The 15,753-nt window shown below is 69.8% G+C and carries 14 protein-coding genes and 1 pseudogene; 7 read left to right on the forward strand and 8 right to left on the reverse strand.

Features of this window, described 5'->3' with window-relative positions; translation table 11 throughout:
* Positions 1–41 precede the first annotated feature (41 nt).
* Positions 42–1,193 (reverse strand): ROK family protein, encoded by a 1,152-nt coding sequence (locus ACFKCF_RS48200; RefSeq protein WP_394502267.1) that lies wholly within the window; start codon positions 1,191–1,193, stop codon positions 42–44.
* Between the two features lie 129 nt (positions 1,194–1,322).
* Here ACFKCF_RS48200 and ACFKCF_RS48205 point away from each other — a divergent pair, with 129 nt between their 5' ends.
* Genes ACFKCF_RS48205 through ACFKCF_RS48220 form a run of 4 tightly spaced genes read left to right on the forward strand, consistent with a single transcriptional unit; the run spans position 1,323 to position 5,674 of the window.
* Positions 1,323–2,564 (forward strand): ABC transporter substrate-binding protein, encoded by a 1,242-nt coding sequence (locus ACFKCF_RS48205; protein WP_394502269.1) that lies wholly within the window; start codon positions 1,323–1,325, stop codon positions 2,562–2,564.
* 31 nt (positions 2,565–2,595) lie between these two features.
* Positions 2,596–3,525, forward strand: a complete 930-nt coding sequence (locus tag ACFKCF_RS48210) for a carbohydrate ABC transporter permease (RefSeq protein WP_394502271.1) — start codon at positions 2,596–2,598, stop codon at positions 3,523–3,525.
* Positions 3,518–4,381: a carbohydrate ABC transporter permease gene (locus tag ACFKCF_RS48215; RefSeq protein WP_394502273.1), complete on the forward strand. Its 864-nt coding sequence runs from the start codon at positions 3,518–3,520 to the stop codon at positions 4,379–4,381. The genes ACFKCF_RS48210 and ACFKCF_RS48215 overlap by 8 nt, the downstream gene beginning before the upstream one ends.
* A gap of 24 nt (positions 4,382–4,405) precedes the next feature.
* On the forward strand, positions 4,406–5,674 hold the full coding sequence (locus ACFKCF_RS48220; protein WP_394502275.1) for an alpha-L-fucosidase: 1,269 nt from the start codon (positions 4,406–4,408) through the stop codon (positions 5,672–5,674).
* On the opposite strand, the gene ACFKCF_RS48225 is transcribed toward ACFKCF_RS48220, so the two are convergent.
* The 3 genes from ACFKCF_RS48225 to ACFKCF_RS48235 form a co-directional block, all read right to left on the reverse strand.
* Complete coding sequence (locus tag ACFKCF_RS48225; protein ID WP_394502276.1) at positions 5,664–6,095, reverse strand: DoxX family protein; 432 nt, start codon at positions 6,093–6,095, stop codon at positions 5,664–5,666. The genes ACFKCF_RS48220 and ACFKCF_RS48225 overlap by 11 nt on opposite strands.
* Before the next feature lie 285 nt (positions 6,096–6,380).
* Positions 6,381–7,634 carry a serine hydrolase domain-containing protein gene (locus ACFKCF_RS48230; protein ID WP_394502278.1) on the reverse strand — a complete coding sequence of 418 codons (1,254 nt, stop codon included), beginning with the start codon at positions 7,632–7,634 and terminating at the stop codon, positions 6,381–6,383.
* 123 nt (positions 7,635–7,757) lie between these two features.
* On the reverse strand, positions 7,758–8,390 hold the full coding sequence (locus tag ACFKCF_RS48235; RefSeq protein WP_394502280.1) for an esterase/lipase family protein: 633 nt from the start codon (positions 8,388–8,390) through the stop codon (positions 7,758–7,760).
* Between the two features lie 175 nt (positions 8,391–8,565).
* On the opposite strand from ACFKCF_RS48235, the gene ACFKCF_RS48240 reads away from it, so the two are divergent.
* The gene (locus ACFKCF_RS48240) at positions 8,566–9,117 is read left to right on the forward strand and encodes a TetR/AcrR family transcriptional regulator (RefSeq protein WP_394502282.1); all 552 of its coding nucleotides are present in this window, start codon (positions 8,566–8,568) and stop codon (positions 9,115–9,117) included.
* Positions 9,118–9,161: 44 nt separating this feature from the next.
* Here ACFKCF_RS48240 and ACFKCF_RS48245 read toward each other — a convergent pair whose 3' ends face one another.
* Positions 9,162–9,569: a cellulose binding domain-containing protein gene (locus tag ACFKCF_RS48245; protein ID WP_394502284.1), complete on the reverse strand. Its 408-nt coding sequence runs from the start codon at positions 9,567–9,569 to the stop codon at positions 9,162–9,164.
* A gap of 389 nt (positions 9,570–9,958) precedes the next feature.
* On the opposite strand from ACFKCF_RS48245, the gene ACFKCF_RS48250 reads away from it, so the two are divergent.
* Positions 9,959–10,111, forward strand: coding sequence for a hypothetical protein (locus ACFKCF_RS48250; protein WP_394502286.1), 153 nt, complete (start codon positions 9,959–9,961; stop codon positions 10,109–10,111).
* 54 nt (positions 10,112–10,165) lie between these two features.
* On the opposite strand, the gene ACFKCF_RS48255 is transcribed toward ACFKCF_RS48250, so the two are convergent.
* The 3 genes and pseudogenes from ACFKCF_RS48255 to ACFKCF_RS48265 all read right to left on the reverse strand — a co-directional run.
* A complete protein-coding gene (locus ACFKCF_RS48255) occupies positions 10,166–10,690 on the reverse strand; it encodes a hypothetical protein (RefSeq protein ID WP_394502288.1) in 525 nt (174 codons plus the stop codon).
* A 67-nt stretch (positions 10,691–10,757) separates the two neighbouring features.
* Complete coding sequence (locus ACFKCF_RS48260) at positions 10,758–12,644, reverse strand: glycosyltransferase family 39 protein (RefSeq protein WP_394502290.1); 1,887 nt, start codon at positions 12,642–12,644, stop codon at positions 10,758–10,760.
* Positions 12,645–12,658: 14 nt separating this feature from the next.
* Positions 12,659–12,781: pseudogene (locus tag ACFKCF_RS48265) on the reverse strand (glycosyltransferase family 2 protein); the annotation flags it as partial.
* Positions 12,782–13,094: 313 nt separating this feature from the next.
* On the opposite strand from ACFKCF_RS48265, the gene ACFKCF_RS48270 reads away from it, so the two are divergent.
* Positions 13,095–15,590: a hypothetical protein gene (locus ACFKCF_RS48270; protein WP_394502291.1), complete on the forward strand. Its 2,496-nt coding sequence runs from the start codon at positions 13,095–13,097 to the stop codon at positions 15,588–15,590.
* The last annotated feature ends 163 nt before the right edge of the window (positions 15,591–15,753 follow it).

Genomic DNA, 15,753 nt, shown 5'->3' on the forward strand with positions numbered 1-15,753 from the left:
CCGCTGATCGGCGCTTCTCCATTCCTGACCGTTCGCCGTGGTCAGGCGAGGGTTTCCGGGGCCGCGAGGGCCAGGCCGGCGGCGCCGAGCGCGTGCTGCGCGTCGCTCCAGGGACGGACGATCACCTGAACGCGGTAGGCGGCGGCGACCTGGCTGGTCCGCATCGCGGCGAGGAACCCTGGCTCCAGCCCCGGCCAGAGGACGTGGTTCTCGCCGATGACCGCGATGGTGGGCGTGCCGAGCAGGTTGACGACACCGGCGACGGCCCGCCCCAGTACGGTGCCGATTCCGGCGAGGACGTCCGCCAGCCCCGGCTCGCCTCCGGAGACCCATCGTGCGCGGAGCTCCTCGATGGTGGTGGCCGCGTCGGCGAGTCCCGCGCGGCGGGCGGCGCGCAGGATGCCGTCGTCGCTGGTGAGGGTCTCCAGGCAGCCCCGGGCACCGCAGGCGCAGCGCGGCCCGGTGGCGGCGACCGACGTGTGGCCGAACTCGCCGGACAGCCCGCTCGGGCCGCGGTGCACCCGCCGCTGCAGGACCGCGCCGAGCCCCACCCCGTCGCCGATGCCGAGCACCAGGAAGTCGTCGTGGTCGCGGCCCGTCCGGTACAGGAGCTCGGCGGTGGTGCTCGCCCGCAGATCGTTGTCGACCAGCACCGGGATCGGCAGCTCGGCGCGCAGCCGTTCGCCGAGAGGAAGTTCGCTCCAGCCGAATCGGGGACATACCCGTATATAGCCGGTGGCCGAATCGACAGAGGACGGAGTGACCACTCCCACGGCCTTCAACCTGGGCCCCAAGGTGGGGTCGGCCAGCCGGTGGTGGATCACCGCGAGCAGCTGAGGGATGGGGTCGGAGTGGCAGTCGAAGGGTGATTCATCGGATGTGATCACACGACCGTCCAGGCCCGCCACGACGGCGACGACGTGGTCGGTGGCGACGCGTACGCCGAGGGTCGCGGCGGCCTCCGGCACGACCTGGAGCGGGATGCGGGGCCTGCCGACGACCCCTGCCTGCGGGGCGAGGGTACGCAGGTAACCGCAGGCCAGCAGCCGTCGCGTGTGCTCGTGCACCGTCGCGTCGCCGAGCCGCAGGCGAGCCGCTATCTGGCGGCGGTCCAGGGCGCCCGCGGTGCCGAGCAGAGCCAGGATCTCGACGCGGGTCAGATCGCCACGAGGGGCGATGCGACGAGCAGTCATCGGATATTTGCACCTCGATCTCATTGACACTACGGAGTGCGACGCCTAGGTTTCACAATTATTAACTCGGCCCCGAGCTTATTGAGTGGAGCTGCGATGGGCAGGCGGATGCATGGCGGGCGACGATCATTGGCAGTCGTCGTGGCGGTGGTCATCGCGGGGGGATTAACCGCCGGTTGCGGGGACAACGGCGGTCAGCAGTCATCAGGCGGCAGCAAGGCGAGCAACGGAGCGGTGACGCTCACCTGGTCGATGTGGGCCTCCGGCACGGAGGACCGCGACGCCTGGCAGAAGGTGGCCGACGAGGTCACCAAGAAGTACCCGAACATCAAGATCACGCTGGAGACCTCTCCGTTCAACGACTACTTCACCAAGCTCGGCACCCGCCTGGCCGGCGGCAGCGCGCCGTGCATCGTCTCCATGCAGAGCCTGCGCACCGGCGGCTACGTCAACGGAATGCTCCCGCTGGACGAGCTCATCAAGAAGAACAGCCTGGACACCGGCGACTTCGACTCCTCGATCATGGCCGGGCTGGCCTCCGGCGGCAAGCAGTACGCCCTGCCGTACGACGTCGGCTCGCTGATCGTCACCTACAACAAGGACATGTTCAAGGCGGCCGGCGTGCCGGCGCCGAAGGTCGGCTGGAGCATGGCCGACTTCGAGTCGGCGGCCAAGAAGCTGACCACCGGCGGCAAGTACGGCTTCGTGGCCTACCCCATCGACCTGCCGATGTTCTCGATGATCCTGTCGCGGACCGGCGCGGAGCCGCTGGACGCCTCCGGCAAGCTCACCCTCACCTCCGAGGCGATGACGACCGGCTTCCAGTGGTACGCGGACCTGGTCGCCAAGGCCGGGGTCGCGCCCAAGCTGCCCGGCGTGGACAACAACTTCCCCGACACCCAGTTCCTCAACGGCAACGTGGCGATGCAGGTGAACGGGCCCTGGGCCGTCCTGTCGCTCAAGCAGCAGGCCAAGTTCGACGTGGGCCTGGCCACCATCCCCGCCGGTCCCGACGGGTCCAAGACCTACTCGGCCGGCTCCGGCTTCGGCATCTCCCAGTCGTGCCAGTACCCCGACGAGGCGTTCAAGGCGATCAGCGTGATGACCAGCGCCGACGTGCTCGGGCAGCTCGGCAAGATCGGGCGCGCCTACCCGGCGCGCAAGTCCGTCCAGAACACGTGGTACGAGAACGCCTTCGAGGGCGCCAAGGAGGTCCTCGACGCCGCCAACGCCTCGGCGACGCCGTTCCGGACGACCTCCAACTGGGATCAGGTGTCCAAGCTGCTGGCCCAGTACGGCGTGCCGGTCTTCAACGGGCAGGGCACGGCGGCGGACGTCCTCAAGCAGGTCCAGCAGCAGGCACCGGCGTAGCGGGCATGCGCAACCACCCACAGGGAGTGACGTGTACAACGACGCCGTACCCCGGCGCGCGGCGGTAGCACGCGGACAGCGTGCCCGCCGCCTGCGCGGCGACGGAAGGGTCGCCGCCCTGTTCGCCGCGCCCAGCCTGATCGGATTGACGCTGTTCACGCTCTTCCCGATCGTGATGTCCCTGGTGATCGCCTTCTTCCGATGGCCCGCGGTGGGCGAGCACGTCTTCACCGGGCTGGGGAACTTCGTGACGCTGTTCGGCGATCCCGTGTTCCGGCGGACGCTGTTCAACACGTTGCTGTTCGTGGTGCTCTACCTGCCGCTCAACCTCATCGTGTCGGTGGGGCTGGCGGTGTGGATCTCACCGCGGATCAAGGGCCGCCAGGCGCTGCGGGTGGTGTTCTTCCTGCCCGTCGTCACCCCCATGGTGGCCAACGCGATCGTCTGGCGGATGATCTACCAGCCCAACGGGTTCATCGACGGCACGCTGCACGCCGCCACCGGCGTGCACGCGCCGAACTTCCTCGGCGAGCAGGGCTGGGCCATGTTCGCCGTCGTCGCGATGAGCGTGTGGCAGGGGTTCGGGTACAACATGCTGGTCTTCTCGGCCGCCCTGGACGCCATCCCGCGCCAGCTCCTGGAGGCGGCGCAGATCGACGGGGCGGGGCCGTGGCGGCTGTTCTTCCGCATCACGCTGCCGATGATCTCTCCGGCGATGTTCTTCGCCACGACCATGACGCTCATCACGTCGTTCCAGGTCTTCACCCAGCCGTTCCTGATGACCGGCGGCGGGCCCGGCATCGACACCGAGACCCTCATGATGTTCGTCTACAACCAGGGCTTCTCCGTCTACCAGTTCGGACTCGCCTCCGCCGCGGCCTGGATCCTGTTCGTGCTGATCCTGGGCGTGACCGCGATGCAGTTCGCCGGCCAGCGCAGATGGGTCACCTACGATGTCTGAGCACGTGCACGCCGCCCCGGTCTCCCCATGGGCGCGCCGGGTCAGGCTGGTGGTCTCGCACGCCGCCCTCTACCTGGTGGCCGCCGCCTTCGTCTCGCCGCTGGTGTACATGGTGGCCACGTCGCTGAAGCGCGCCGACGAGGTGTTCGGGTCGCCGCCGAGCCTGTTCGGATCGGTGATCCGGTGGGAGAACTACACCGAGGCGTTCGAGTTCCTGCCGTTCGCGCGTTTCGTGGTCAACGGGCTCGCCGTCGCCGTCTGCGGCACCGTCGTGGTGCTGGTGGCGTCGAGCATGTCGGCGTACGCTTTCTCGCGGTTGCGCTGGCGGGGTCGCGACGGCGTCTTCCTGGTCTTCCTGGCCACCTTGATGATTCCCCAGGAAGTGCTGGTCGTGCCGATGTTCATGCTGATGCGCTGGTTCGGATGGGTGGACTCGTTCCAGGCGCTGATCTTCCCCTGGGCGTTCACCGCCTTCGGGACGTTCATGCTGCGCCAGTTCTTCCTGACCATCCCCGAGGAGCTCGCCGAGAGCGCCCGCCTCGACGGCGCGGGGCCGGTGCGCGTCTTCACCAGCATCATGCTGCCGCTGGTCAGGCCCGCGCTCGCGGTGCTGGCGGTCTTCACGTTCATCAACTACTGGAACAGCTTCCTGTGGCCGCTGATCATCATCAACTCGGTGGACGAGAAGGCCACGGTCCCGCTGGGCCTGCAGCTCTTCTTCGGGCAGCAGGGCACCCAGTGGAACCTCATCATGGCCGCGGCCGTGATCTCCATGGCGCCCACCACGGCGCTGCTCATCATCCTGCAGAAACATCTCGTACGCGGGATCGCGACCAGCGGTCTCGGCGGACGGTAGACATCTTCGAAGAAGAGGAACATCGTGCAGCACCACGCCTGGTTCGCCGAATCCCGGTTCGGCATGTTCGTGCACTGGGGTCTCTACTCTCTGGCGGCCCGGCACGAGTGGGTGAAGAACCGCGAGCGCCTGACCGACGAGGACTACCAGCGCTACTTCGACCACTTCGACCCCGACCTGTACGACCCGGTGCAATGGGCGCGGCTGGCCAAGGAGGCCGGCATGCGCTACATCGTCCTCACGACCAAGCACCACGACGGCTTCTGCCTGTGGGACTCGGCGCAGACCGACTACAAGGCGACGCGCACGCCCTGGGGCAAGGACCTGATCGCGCCGTTCGTGGAGGCCGTCCGCGCCGAGGGGCTGAAGGTCGGCTTCTACCACTCGCTGATCGACTGGCACCACCCCGAGTTCCCGGTCGACTCGCTGCACCCCCAGCGTGACGACGAGGCGTACAAGGCCGCCGCCGCGGGCCGCGACGTCTCCAAGTACGCCGACTACCTGCACGCCCAGGTGCGGGAACTGCTCACCGGTTACGGCACGATCGACTACCTGTTCTTCGACTTCTCCTACCGGGGCAGACCGGGCAACTGGGGTGGTAAGGGCGCCGACGACTGGCGCTCGGACGAACTGCTCGCGATGGTCAGAGAGCTCCAGCCGGACGTCATCGTCAACGACCGGCTCGACATCCCCGGCGACTTCGTCACCCCCGAGCAGTACCAGCCCGCCGGGCCGATGGTCGTCGACGGCCAGGAGGTGCCGTGGGAGGCGTGCCAGACGCTCAACGGCAGCTGGGGATACGACCGGGACAACCTCGACTACAAATCTCCGGACCTGCTCGTACGGATGCTGGTCGACAGCGTCGCCAAGGGCGGCAACCTGCTGCTCAACGTGGGCCCGGACGGGCGGGGCCAGATCGACCCCCGCGCGCGCCGGACGCTCGCCGACATCGGCGCCTGGATGCGGCCGAACGCCCGCTCGATCTACGGCTGCGGGCCCAGCGGCTTCACGGCGCCTCCTGACTGCCGCTACACCCAGCGCGGCGACCGGCTCTACCTGCACCTGTTCGCCTGGCCGTTCGGCCACCTCCACCTGCCGGGGCTGGCCGGGCGCGTCAAGTACGCCCAGTTCCTGCACGACGCGTCGGAGATCCGCACTCGGGTCATCGAGGCCGGCCAGCAGGCCGGTCTCACCACGATGGGAGCCCTGACGCCGGACGTCCTGACCCTCGACCTGCCCGTGCAGCGCCCCGACGTCGCCGTGCCCGTCGTGGAGCTGTTCCTCACCGAGTGACTTCGGCCCTGTCGTGGGCGAGCTGCCGCGCGGGCGTCAGCAGCGTGGACAGCGCCCAGCGGCCGGGTCCGAGGACGGCGATGAGCAGGAAGCCCCAGCAGAAGAGCGCGGCCTTCTCGCCGCCGTTCTCGATCGGGAACAACGCCTGAGGTTGGTGGACGACGAAGTAGGCGTAGGCCATGGTGCCCGAGCAGAGGACGGCGGCTGCTCGGGCGCCCAGCCCGAGCAGCACCAGGACGCCGCCGACCAGTTCGATGACGGCGGCCCACCAGCCGGGCCATTGCCCGAAGCCGGGCACCGGGCCCTGCGGCCCGCCCAGCACGTCGAAGAGCGTCGCCGCGCCATGGCAGGCGAACAGCAGTCCCAGCACGAACCGGTACAGGGCCAGGAAGAGCCCCTGATTCTTGTCCAACAGATCCACGGCAAATGCCCTTTCTAGCTGTTGAAAAATATGGGAGCGCTCCCAAACAGATACTTGAGATTTCAACTGTATGTCAATGTCGCACTTCTCATAGGATCGGTCCAAAAGGCGCTGTACAAGCACAACCTGCCCGAATGTCCTGGCCGTAAAGTTTCGCGTTCGTGAAACTTTCATCAGCGCCCGACGAAACTCGCCGGTAAATTTGACACGAATGATCGGGCCATGGTAAATCCCGGCATACGAAAGCCGCCCGGACGGGATCCGGGCGGCCGGCTCAGGGATCGGCTACCGCTTGGCGCACAGCGCGGTGTCCATGGCCTCGATCACGTGCTGATGGGCCTCCTCGGTGGGAGGCAGCGCCGTGACGGCGACGGTGGCGGCGCGGCCGTCCTCGGTCACTCCATTGCGGGTCTCGTAGCCGTCGATGTCGCCACCGTGGCCCCAGATGACACCGCCGCAGCTCAGCGGCATCTTCATCAGGCCCAGCCCGTACTCCCAACCGGCCGGGAACCCGGGCGCCTTCATCGTGTGCTTCATGGCCGCCAGCTGCTCCGGCTTGAGCAGCTTGCCGCCCATCAGGGCGCTCATGAAGCGGTTGAGGTCGCTCGGGGTGCCGATCAGCTGGCCGGCCGCCCATCCCCACGACGGGTCCAGGTTCGTGATGTCCTTCAGCTTGCCGCCGGGCTTCTCCGACCCGTATCCCTGCGGGTGACGCCCGCGGATCGTCCTGTCCTTCTTGCCCGGCCAGTACGTGTCACGCAGCCCGATCGGCTCGATGATGCGATCCGTGATCACCTCGGCCACCGGACGGCCGGTGACCTTCTCGATCAGCAGGCCCGCCAGCACGTAGTTGGTGTTGCTGTACTCCCAGCTCGTGCCCGGCGCGAACGACGCCTTGTGCGCGAACGCCATGTCCAGGAGGTCCTGGGGCGAGCGGTAGACGTCACGGGTCTTGAAGATGCTCGGCATCCAGCGGGTGTAGTTCGGCAGGCCGCTGGTGTGCTGCAGCAGCTGCCGCACCGTGATCCTCCTGCCGTCGATGCCCTTGCCACGCACCACCTTCGGCAGATACGTCTCGATCGGCTCGTCCAGATCGACCTTGCCCTCGCCGACCAGCTGCAGCACCGCCACCGCGGTGAACATCTTGGTGTTGCTCGCGATCCGCACCCGGCCGTCGACCGGGACCTCCTCCTTGGTCGTCAGATCCGCGACGCCGGCGGTGTAGTGGCGGGTCCGGCCCTTGCCGTCCTGCACCGCGGCCAGCGCCGCCGGGAACCTGTCCTTCTCCACCAGCCCGTCCAGCTTCCTCTGCACGGCGTCGGGCCGGTGGTTGCGCTTCAGCTCGTCCCGCACCTCGGCCAGCTCGGCGGACAGGCTCTCGTCCGGGCCCTGCCGCACGAGGTTCGCGGTGCGGTCGAGCCCGGTGGCCGCGGCGGCTGCCGGCGTCCCCGCCACGACCAGCCCCGACAGCGCCGTCAGCGCCGCCGCGAGAACCCGCACGCGCCGGGAGGACTTCGGCTCGGAAGAGGTACGCGACATGGGAAACGCTCCTGATTTCTCGGTGAGGGTCGTCCGCTTCGGACATCACCAAGCCTGTCGGCGAACGGCATCCTGATCGATCCCGTGCGCTGGAGCGTTCAGGTACAGCCAGCTGTACCGGTGTCAGGACGGGCAGCTCCCGTCCAGAGCGCTGATCACCCCGTCGATGAACACCTGCGACTTCGGCTCGTCGGCATGCGCCACCCCGGGGAACTCGGCCTTGCACCACACGCCGTCGATGACGTCGTTGCGCGTCTCGTCGAGCGAGCTCACCAGCAGCGTGTACCGGACGGGGTCGGGCGTCGGGTCGCCGCTGTTGAGCTGGCCGATGAAGGTGCCGGTGGGGCACATCTGCCCGCCCTGGTTCGCCGGCAGGAGGCAGGCCGGCCAGTAGCCGCGCTGCCCGGTGCCCATCGAGACGTAGCTCAGCGTGGCATCGGCGCCGCCGAGGAACTTCAGGTAATAGCGCGCCGACAGCCCTCCCATGCTGTGCCCGACGAGGCTGACCTTCCCGCCGCCGTTCTCCTGGCGTACCTGCGCCACCAGGTCCCTGATGGCTCCCGCGTTGGCGATGTTCTCCTCGCCCGGGAGGTCGATCGGGTACGCGGGATGGCCGGCCTGCTCCAGCGCGGCCTCCATCTGGGCGAACTCGGTCGGCGACCCGTTCCAGCCGTGAATCAGGATGACCGGCTCCCGCTGCGCGGCCTGCACCTGCTGGCAGGTGCCCAGCCCGGCCAGCAGGATTCCCGCGGCCACTAACCCTGGGATGCGTCGGCGCCTCGAAGACATGAGTCACACCTCGCTGCTTCTGGGGGAATTCACTTACTGAGCACTCGGTAAGTGATGGGTTAGATTTAACATCGTGGCCCGAAGGAGGCAAGACCCCAGCAGACAAGAGCGCGCCCGCTTACGGCGAGAGGAGATCATCGCCGTGGCCGCGGAGATGTTCGCGCGCGACGGCTTCCGAGGCACCTCGCTCCCCGCCGTCGCGGCCCGGGCGGGCATCAGCGAGCCCGGCCTCCTGCATCACTTCGGCAGCAAGGCGGGGCTGCTCCTGGCCGTGATCGAACGGCGTGACCTCGACAGCGAGGCGTTCGCGATGGAGCTCCTGGGCATGGAGCCCTCCGGGCGGCTGCGGGCCATGCCGGAGTTCGCGCGCCGCAACAAGGAGCGGGCGGGGCTGGCCAAGCTGTTCACCGTCCTGGTCGCGGAGAGCCTGGAGCCCGGCGCGCCCGGCCATCAGCACTTCGTCGACCGCTACCGCGCGATGCGCGCCATCGTCGCCGACAGCATCCGCTCGGCCCAGGCCGCCGGCCTCACCCGCCAGGACATCGACCCCATGGCCAAGGCCGCCGAGATCATCGCGACACTCGACGGCCTGCAGACCCAGTGGCTGCTCGACCCCGACACGATCGACATCGTGGCCGGCGTCGAGTCCTACGCCCGCACGCTGGAGCACGACCTGACCTGCGGCCTGCCCTGACAGCGCACAGTTCTCGGGGCGCGGTGCGTCTCATCGCCCTTTCATCAGGACACGGTGCAGGGGACGCCGTTGACCGTGAAGCTGGTGGGCTGGTCGTTCGCGCCGTTCGCGTTGAAGCCGATTCCGAAGCTCGTGCCGGGATCGATGCTCTTGTGATAGCTCGGGCCGGTGACCTGGACGCTCGGCGGGGTCGCGGTGAAGGTGCCGTTCCAGCCGGCGGCGAGGGTCTGGCTCCCGGGGAAGACGAACTGCAGGATCCACGGGCTGAACGTACGAGTCCCCGTGTTGCTGATGGTCACGTCGGCCTGGAACCCGGTGCCCCACCCGGTGCTGGCGTAGGTCACCGCGCAGGCGTAGCCGGGGGGCACGTCCGCCTGGGCCGTTCCGGCGGGCAGGGCGGCCAGGAGGAGCCCGGCGACGACGATCCCCGATAAGCGCCGCAGAAAACGCATCGATCCCCCTTTTGTCATGGAACGACATTTCGAGGTGATCGTGAGCCGTGCGGGATCTGTTGTCAAACATTTGTCGGCCCGGTCACTGAAAGTTTCACCGGCGGGCGTTCGCGGCATCTTTTCGGTGCTGATTATCGCCCGCCGGAAATAGCCGGTCGCAGGTCAGGCAGGTGGTGGTCACGGGGGGCCTTCGGGGCGGCCACTCGTTCATTACGCACGCGCGCCCAAAGCCGAAAAGGCTGAAAGAGGAAAGGCCCGACCCTGGCCAGGTCGGCGGTACGAGCGGGCCCGGGCCCGCTCGTCGGGGCCGCCCCGGGGGGAATAGGCCGCGTGGGGCCGCTGTTCACGCCGGTAAGTTTAAGCTTCAACTCCTCGCGAAGGGGTCCGTCATGGCAATCGCCTTCATGCTCGTCATGAGCGTCCTCGTGGGCGCTCTCCTCACCGGCGCGGTGACCGCCCTCGTGCTGGGCGGCATCAGCGAGCGGCAGTGGCCGGTGCTCCGGCGGCGGCGCGTCGTCTACCGCGGTTTCGTGCCCCGCTGACCGGAACCCATCCTGCGACCGGGGACGCGCGACGGCACGGACCTGGGCCGGCGATCATCTGGGGGTGAGGCGCAGAACGGCGTGGTCGCCGGAGAGGTAGGGCAGCTCCAGCCGCAGGTTGTTGATGCGGGCGGATCTGCCGGGGGCCAGGGACAGCTTGCCCTCGTCGCGGCAGCGCCCGTTGACGCAGCTGCCGGTGATGCTGACGTTCGCCCCCTCGACCTGCAGCCCGCCGGTGAAGCCCAGGAGCGCGATCGTGACCTCGTCCGGATCGAGTGAGCTGATGGTGAGCCGCTGCACGCCGAACCGCTTGTCGATCCTGAGCCGGTCGCCGGCCCGGACCTCCACCTCGCAGTCGGCGTCCTTGCAGGACGCCAGGCTGCTCCCGTCTGCCGGGTGCGGCCCGGTCGCCGAGGGCCGCATGGAGGCGGTCGGCGTGGGCGGCGGCGTGTCCGTCGTGGGTGGCAGCGTGTCCGTCGCCGCCGACAGAGGCGTCGACGGCGCGGTACGCGAGTCGGCGCAGGCAGCGGCGACCACGACCAGCAGAGCGGTGGCGGTGAACCGGACGAGGGTCGGCATTGGGCTCCTCCAGGCGGGCACTTCCTCACGTTGTGCCCGCCCTAGCTGCGGAAATAACCCTGTGTAATCAGTCGAGCCGGTAGAGGGCCTGGCCGCCGCCGTCGGTGCCGCCGTCGGTGCCGCTGTAGTCCGAGGCGTCCACCAGGGTCCCGTTGGCCTTCACCCACTCCGTCACCGAGGAGTCGGTGCCTCTCCGGCCGTCGTCGCCGCCGATCAGGATGTACTTCAGCTGACCGCTGGAGACGTACTCCTTCAGCTTGGCGACGGTCATGGCGGGATCGCTCCCGGTGAAGCCGCCCATGGCGATGACCGCCTCGCCGGTGGACAGGATGATCGACGACGCGCTCTGCGCGCTGTCGACGGCCACCAGCCACGTCGCGTCGCCCTGGTGGGACTTCAGGTAGGCGATCATCTGGCTGCTCACCTGCCCGCCACCGGGCCCGCGGCCGCCTTCAGGACGGCCCGCGGCGGACGGGGGCGCCTGCCGGCCGGGGCCGCTCGCGACCGGCCCCGCCGTCGGGTTGGTGCCCTGGACGGCCGAGGTCAGCGGGGTCACCGCGTACGCCGCGGGCCCGGCCAGGCCGCCGAGCAGCCCGGCGACCAGGGCCACCGCGGCCAGCCGCCGGGCCCCGAACGCGCCCGCCAGCAGCCCCGGCACCGCCACCGCGGTCAGGCCCAGCACCACCCAGGGCAGCCACGGCAGGAAGTCGCCGTTACGGCTGAGCACCACGAACGACCAGCCCCCGGTGACGGCCACGCCGAGCGGCAGCGCCCACCGCCAGGCGGACGAGCGCCGGTGGGCGCGCCACATCAGCACCCCGCCGATCCCGGTGAGGGCGGCGATCGCCGGGGCCATGGCGGTGGCGTAGTAGGGGTGGAAGGTGCCCTCGGAGAAGCTGAACACCATGAAGTGGATCGCGAGCCAGCCGCCCCACAGCAGCAGGGAGGCCCGGACCGGCTCGGTTCGCGGACGGCGGCCCACCAGCGCGATCCCCACGACCAGCGCGAGGGCCGCGAACGGGATCAGCCACGAGATCTGGCCCGCCATCGTGTCGTTGAACAGCCGGGTGGCCCCGGCCTCGCCGCCGAAGCTCGCGCCGCCGCCGTTGCCGCTCGCGCCGAAGATCCGGCCGAGGCCGTTGTATCCGATGACCAGGTCCCAGACAGTGTTGTTCTCGCTGCCCCCGATGTACGGCCGGCTGTCCGACGGCCACAGGTCGACGATCGCCATCCACCAGCCGCTGGCGGCCACGAGGGCCGCTCCTGCCGCGAGCAGGCGGCCGGCCCGCCACTGCAGGCTGCCGGGCGCGGCCACCAGGTAGGCCACGGCGAAGGCGGGGACGACCAGGTACGCCTGGAGCATCTTGGTGTTGAACGCCAGCCCGACCAGCACGGCCGCGACCAGCAGCGTGCGCGTCCGGCCGGTGCGGATCGCCTCCAGGCAGAGCCAGGCCGCCGCGACCAGCAGCAGGACCAGGATCGTGTCGGGGTTGTTGTCCCGGTTGATGGCCACGGTGATCGGGGTGAGCGCCATGACCGCCGCCGCGATCAGGGCCCCGGCGGGCGAGCCGAGCGCCCGCCGTACCGCCGAATGGACCAGCCCCACGGCGGCGACGCCGGCGATCGCCTGGGGAAGCAGCATGCTCCACGTCCCGAACCCGAAGACACGGGCCGACAGGCCCATCACCCACAGCGCCAGCGGCGGCTTGTCGACGGTGATGAAGGAGCCGGAGTCCAGGGCTCCGAAGAAGAACGCCTTCCAGCTCTGGGTGCCGGAGTAGACGGCGGCGGCGTAGTAGGTGTTGGCGTAGCCGTTCTGGCCGAGCGCCCAGGTGTAGAGGAGGGCGGACACGGCCAGCACGCCCCACAAGGCGGGGCGGGCCCACCGCGGGTCCTTCGGCGCCGTGGCGGCCGCGGCGCGATCGACCGGGCGTTCCAGCAGCTCCGCGGTCATCGTGCCACCCGGTTCCGCGCCACTCGCCACATCCCCTTGAGGTCGTCCGCGGCGGTCCTGACGATGTCGACCCGGCTGTCGGGATCGTCCACCCAGTCCACGGGGACCTCGTGGATCCGCAGCCCGCGGTTCTCGGCCGGCACCCGCTGTTCGTTGTGGACGGGGACCACGACCTCGACCAGGCGGGTCCCCCTTGCCGCCTCAACCCGAGGCGCTGTCACCGTCATCGTGCTCATGGCAGAGACGATCGAGGGCCGCTCTGGGACGGGGCTGAGGCGCCCATGAAGCCTTGCTGAGGACTGTGGCCCGCTCTCTTAAGCCTTGCTGAGACCGTGGCGCACCGATCACCATTGACGGACTCCGTCCACAAGGTTACGGTCGGGACCGTAATTGAGCACAAACGAACACGACCTCGGAGGTGGTGCCGTGCGGATTCCCGTGGAGGCTCACTTGAAGCGGCCCCGGCTCACGCGCGGGCGGGCCCTGCGCGCGGCGGTGGCGGCGACGCTCCTGACGGCACTGCTGGCGGCGCCGCTCGGAACGCCCGCGACCGCGGCCGACCTGCGGATCGCCAACGACAGCTTCGACAAAGGACTGGACGGCTGGAGCGGCTCGCACACCGCGGGCGGCGTCGAGGCCGTGACCTGGGACGAGCGCACCACGGCGCGCATCACCGACACCGATCCGAGCGCCGCCTACGGCAGGGAGAGCATGCCGGGCCTGCCCGCCACCGCGGGCACCCGCTACACCCTGCAGGCCCAGGTGTGGGCCGAAAGCGGCACCGCGTACCTGTACCTGCGCTTCCGGGACGCCTCCGGCAAGCTGCTGGCCGGCGGCGCCAACGCCCCGGCGACGGGCAGGCGCTGGAACCGCGTCACGGCCTCGGGCGTCGCACCCGCCGGCACGGCCACCGTCTCGGCCCTCATCTACTCGGGCGTGGCCGACGTGGCCACCTCCTACTGGGACGAGGTGCTGATCACCAAGGACCGGACCGATCTGGGCGTGCAGATCAACAGCAGAGTGCCCAACGCCACCACCTTCTCGGGCGGCAGCGCGTACGCCGTCTACACCGGCACCTACGAGGTCAACCCGCAGCTGGCCGTCATCGACGTCGCCACCGAGAAGGTGACCCGGAAGCTCACCATCCCCGACAGCGTGGCCACACCCACCGTCGGCGGCTGGGCGGCGGCCACCGCCACCGACGGCAGTGTCTACCTCGGCACCTACCCCAACTCCAAGCTCTACCGGCACGTCCCCGGCCAGTCCACGATCACCGACCTCGGCCGGGCGGAGGGCGGCTACTCCTTCATCTGGGACCTGGAGCCGGGAGCGGGCGGGAAGGTGTACGGCGGCACCTACAACGACGGCCGCTACTTCCAGTACGAGAACGGCACTTTCACCACGCTCGGCAGCGTGCCCGTCGTGGCCGGCGCCCAGAATGTGCGCAGCCTCGCCCACGACCCGGCCGCCGACGCCACCTATCTCGGCACCGGCACGAACGCGGCCCTGATCAGGTACGACAACGCCACCAAGCGGGTGGACAGCCTCCTTCCCGCGGCCTACGCCCACAACTCCATGGTCGGCGGCCTCACGTGGACGGGCGGCAGGCTGTTCGCCTGGATCGACCGCACCCTGCTCGTCCTGCGCGTCATCCGCAACGCCGACGGCTCCTACACGGCCGCCACCGACGCCGCGATCACCGACGTGGACCTGCACCACTCCCCGGCGCGCGACGGCCTGGTCTGGTTCGTCAAGGACGGCCTGCTGCACTCCTACGACATCGCCACCCGGACCGTGCAGGCCACCTCCGTGCGGCCCGGCCTCGACGTCACCGGCTACACCTGGTCGGGCAGCACGCTGGTCGGCCTCGGCGCGGCCACGGACGGCACCAGGATCTTCAAGTACGAGCCCGCCGGCGGCCGCTGGAGCAGCAACCTCGTGGCCGGCACCCCGATCCTGCCCGCCGCGATCAACGCGCTCGGCGCGGGACCCGACGGCCGCGTCTACACCGGCGGCTACCTGACCGGCGGCACCGGCGTCTACGACCCGCTGCGGGGCGACAACGACGACAACCAGCCGGACAGGCTCACCCTCGACGGGCTCAACCAGACCGACAGCCTGCTGGCCCACGACGGCCTGCTCTACATCGGCGTCTATCCCTCGGCCCGGCTCTACAGCTACCAGCCCGGAGGCCCGTGGCCGCCCACGCTCAGGTACACCGGCGGCGAGGCGGGCGACAAGGCCGACGACTGCGAGCCGGGCAAGGGCCCGCCCCCGCAGGACCGGCCGTACGCGCTGGCCGGCGGGCCGGACGGCACCATCTACATGGGCACGGTGCCGAAGTACGGCAAACGCAGCGGCGCACTCAGCATCTGGAAGCCGGGCACGGCCGGGCGAACCCTGTGCGTCGTGCCCGACCAGGCCGTCGTCTCGCTGGCCTACGCCGGCGGCAAGGTGTTCGGCGGTACCTCCACGCGCGGCGCCCTGGGCGTGGACCCCGTCTACGCCCCGGGGGCGTCGGCCACGCTGTTCTCCTACGACCCCGCCACCGGCGCCGTGCGCACGCATCCGCTCCCGCTGACGGAACCCAAGGCCGTCACGGCCCTGGCTGTGGTGGACGGCGAGCTGTGGGGCCTGGCGGGCGGCACGCTGCTCACCCTCGATCCGGCGCGGCCCGAGGCGATCACCGCCAAGCGGCTGTTCGACGACCCCGACTATGCGGCCAAATCCAGCATGGCCTGGCGGGACGGGGTGCTGCTGACCGTGCCCCAGGACCCGGCCCGCGTGTACGGCACGGCCGGCGACCAGATCTTCGCGATCGACAAGGCGACCAAGGCGGTGACCGTGCTGCGGACGGAGTCGGGGGTGGAGGGGCTGACGGCGGACGGCTTCGGCAACCTCTACTACAAGATCAACGAGCGGCTGTTCCGGCTCGCCCGCCAGTAGTTTCGGCCTGAACCGATATCACTGAGGCCGGGTGGCGCGCCGAAACAGCGCGCCACCCGGCGACTCCTCGACCGCGCCCGCCGGGTCCGCCCGGCCCGCACGGTTCCCCACTCGCAGCGCGGGGTGGTGACGGCGGCCCGCCGCCCAGTGCCGCTGGACCTCG

Origin of the sequence: Nonomuraea sp. JJY05, from assembly GCF_043496855.1 — a bacterium.
GTDB lineage: Bacteria > Actinomycetota > Actinomycetes > Streptosporangiales > Streptosporangiaceae > Nonomuraea.

Bases quoted from the DNA above. Each gene is read 5' to 3' on its own strand.
- ACFKCF_RS48200 (WP_394502267.1), bottom strand. From the start codon at position 1,193: ATGACTGCTCGTCGCATCGCCCCTCGTGGCGATCTGACCCGCGTCGAG.
- ACFKCF_RS48215 (WP_394502273.1), top strand. From the start codon at position 3,518: ATGTCTGAGCACGTGCACGCCGCCCCGGTCTCCCCATGGGCGCGCCGG.
- ACFKCF_RS48230 (WP_394502278.1), bottom strand. From the start codon at position 7,634: ATGTCGCGTACCTCTTCCGAGCCGAAGTCCTCCCGGCGCGTGCGGGTT.
- ACFKCF_RS48245 (WP_394502284.1), bottom strand. From the start codon at position 9,569: ATGCGTTTTCTGCGGCGCTTATCGGGGATCGTCGTCGCCGGGCTCCTC.
- ACFKCF_RS48250 (WP_394502286.1), top strand. From the start codon at position 9,959: ATGGCAATCGCCTTCATGCTCGTCATGAGCGTCCTCGTGGGCGCTCTC.
- ACFKCF_RS48255 (WP_394502288.1), bottom strand. From the start codon at position 10,690: ATGCCGACCCTCGTCCGGTTCACCGCCACCGCTCTGCTGGTCGTGGTC.
- ACFKCF_RS48260 (WP_394502290.1), bottom strand. From the start codon at position 12,644: ATGACCGCGGAGCTGCTGGAACGCCCGGTCGATCGCGCCGCGGCCGCC.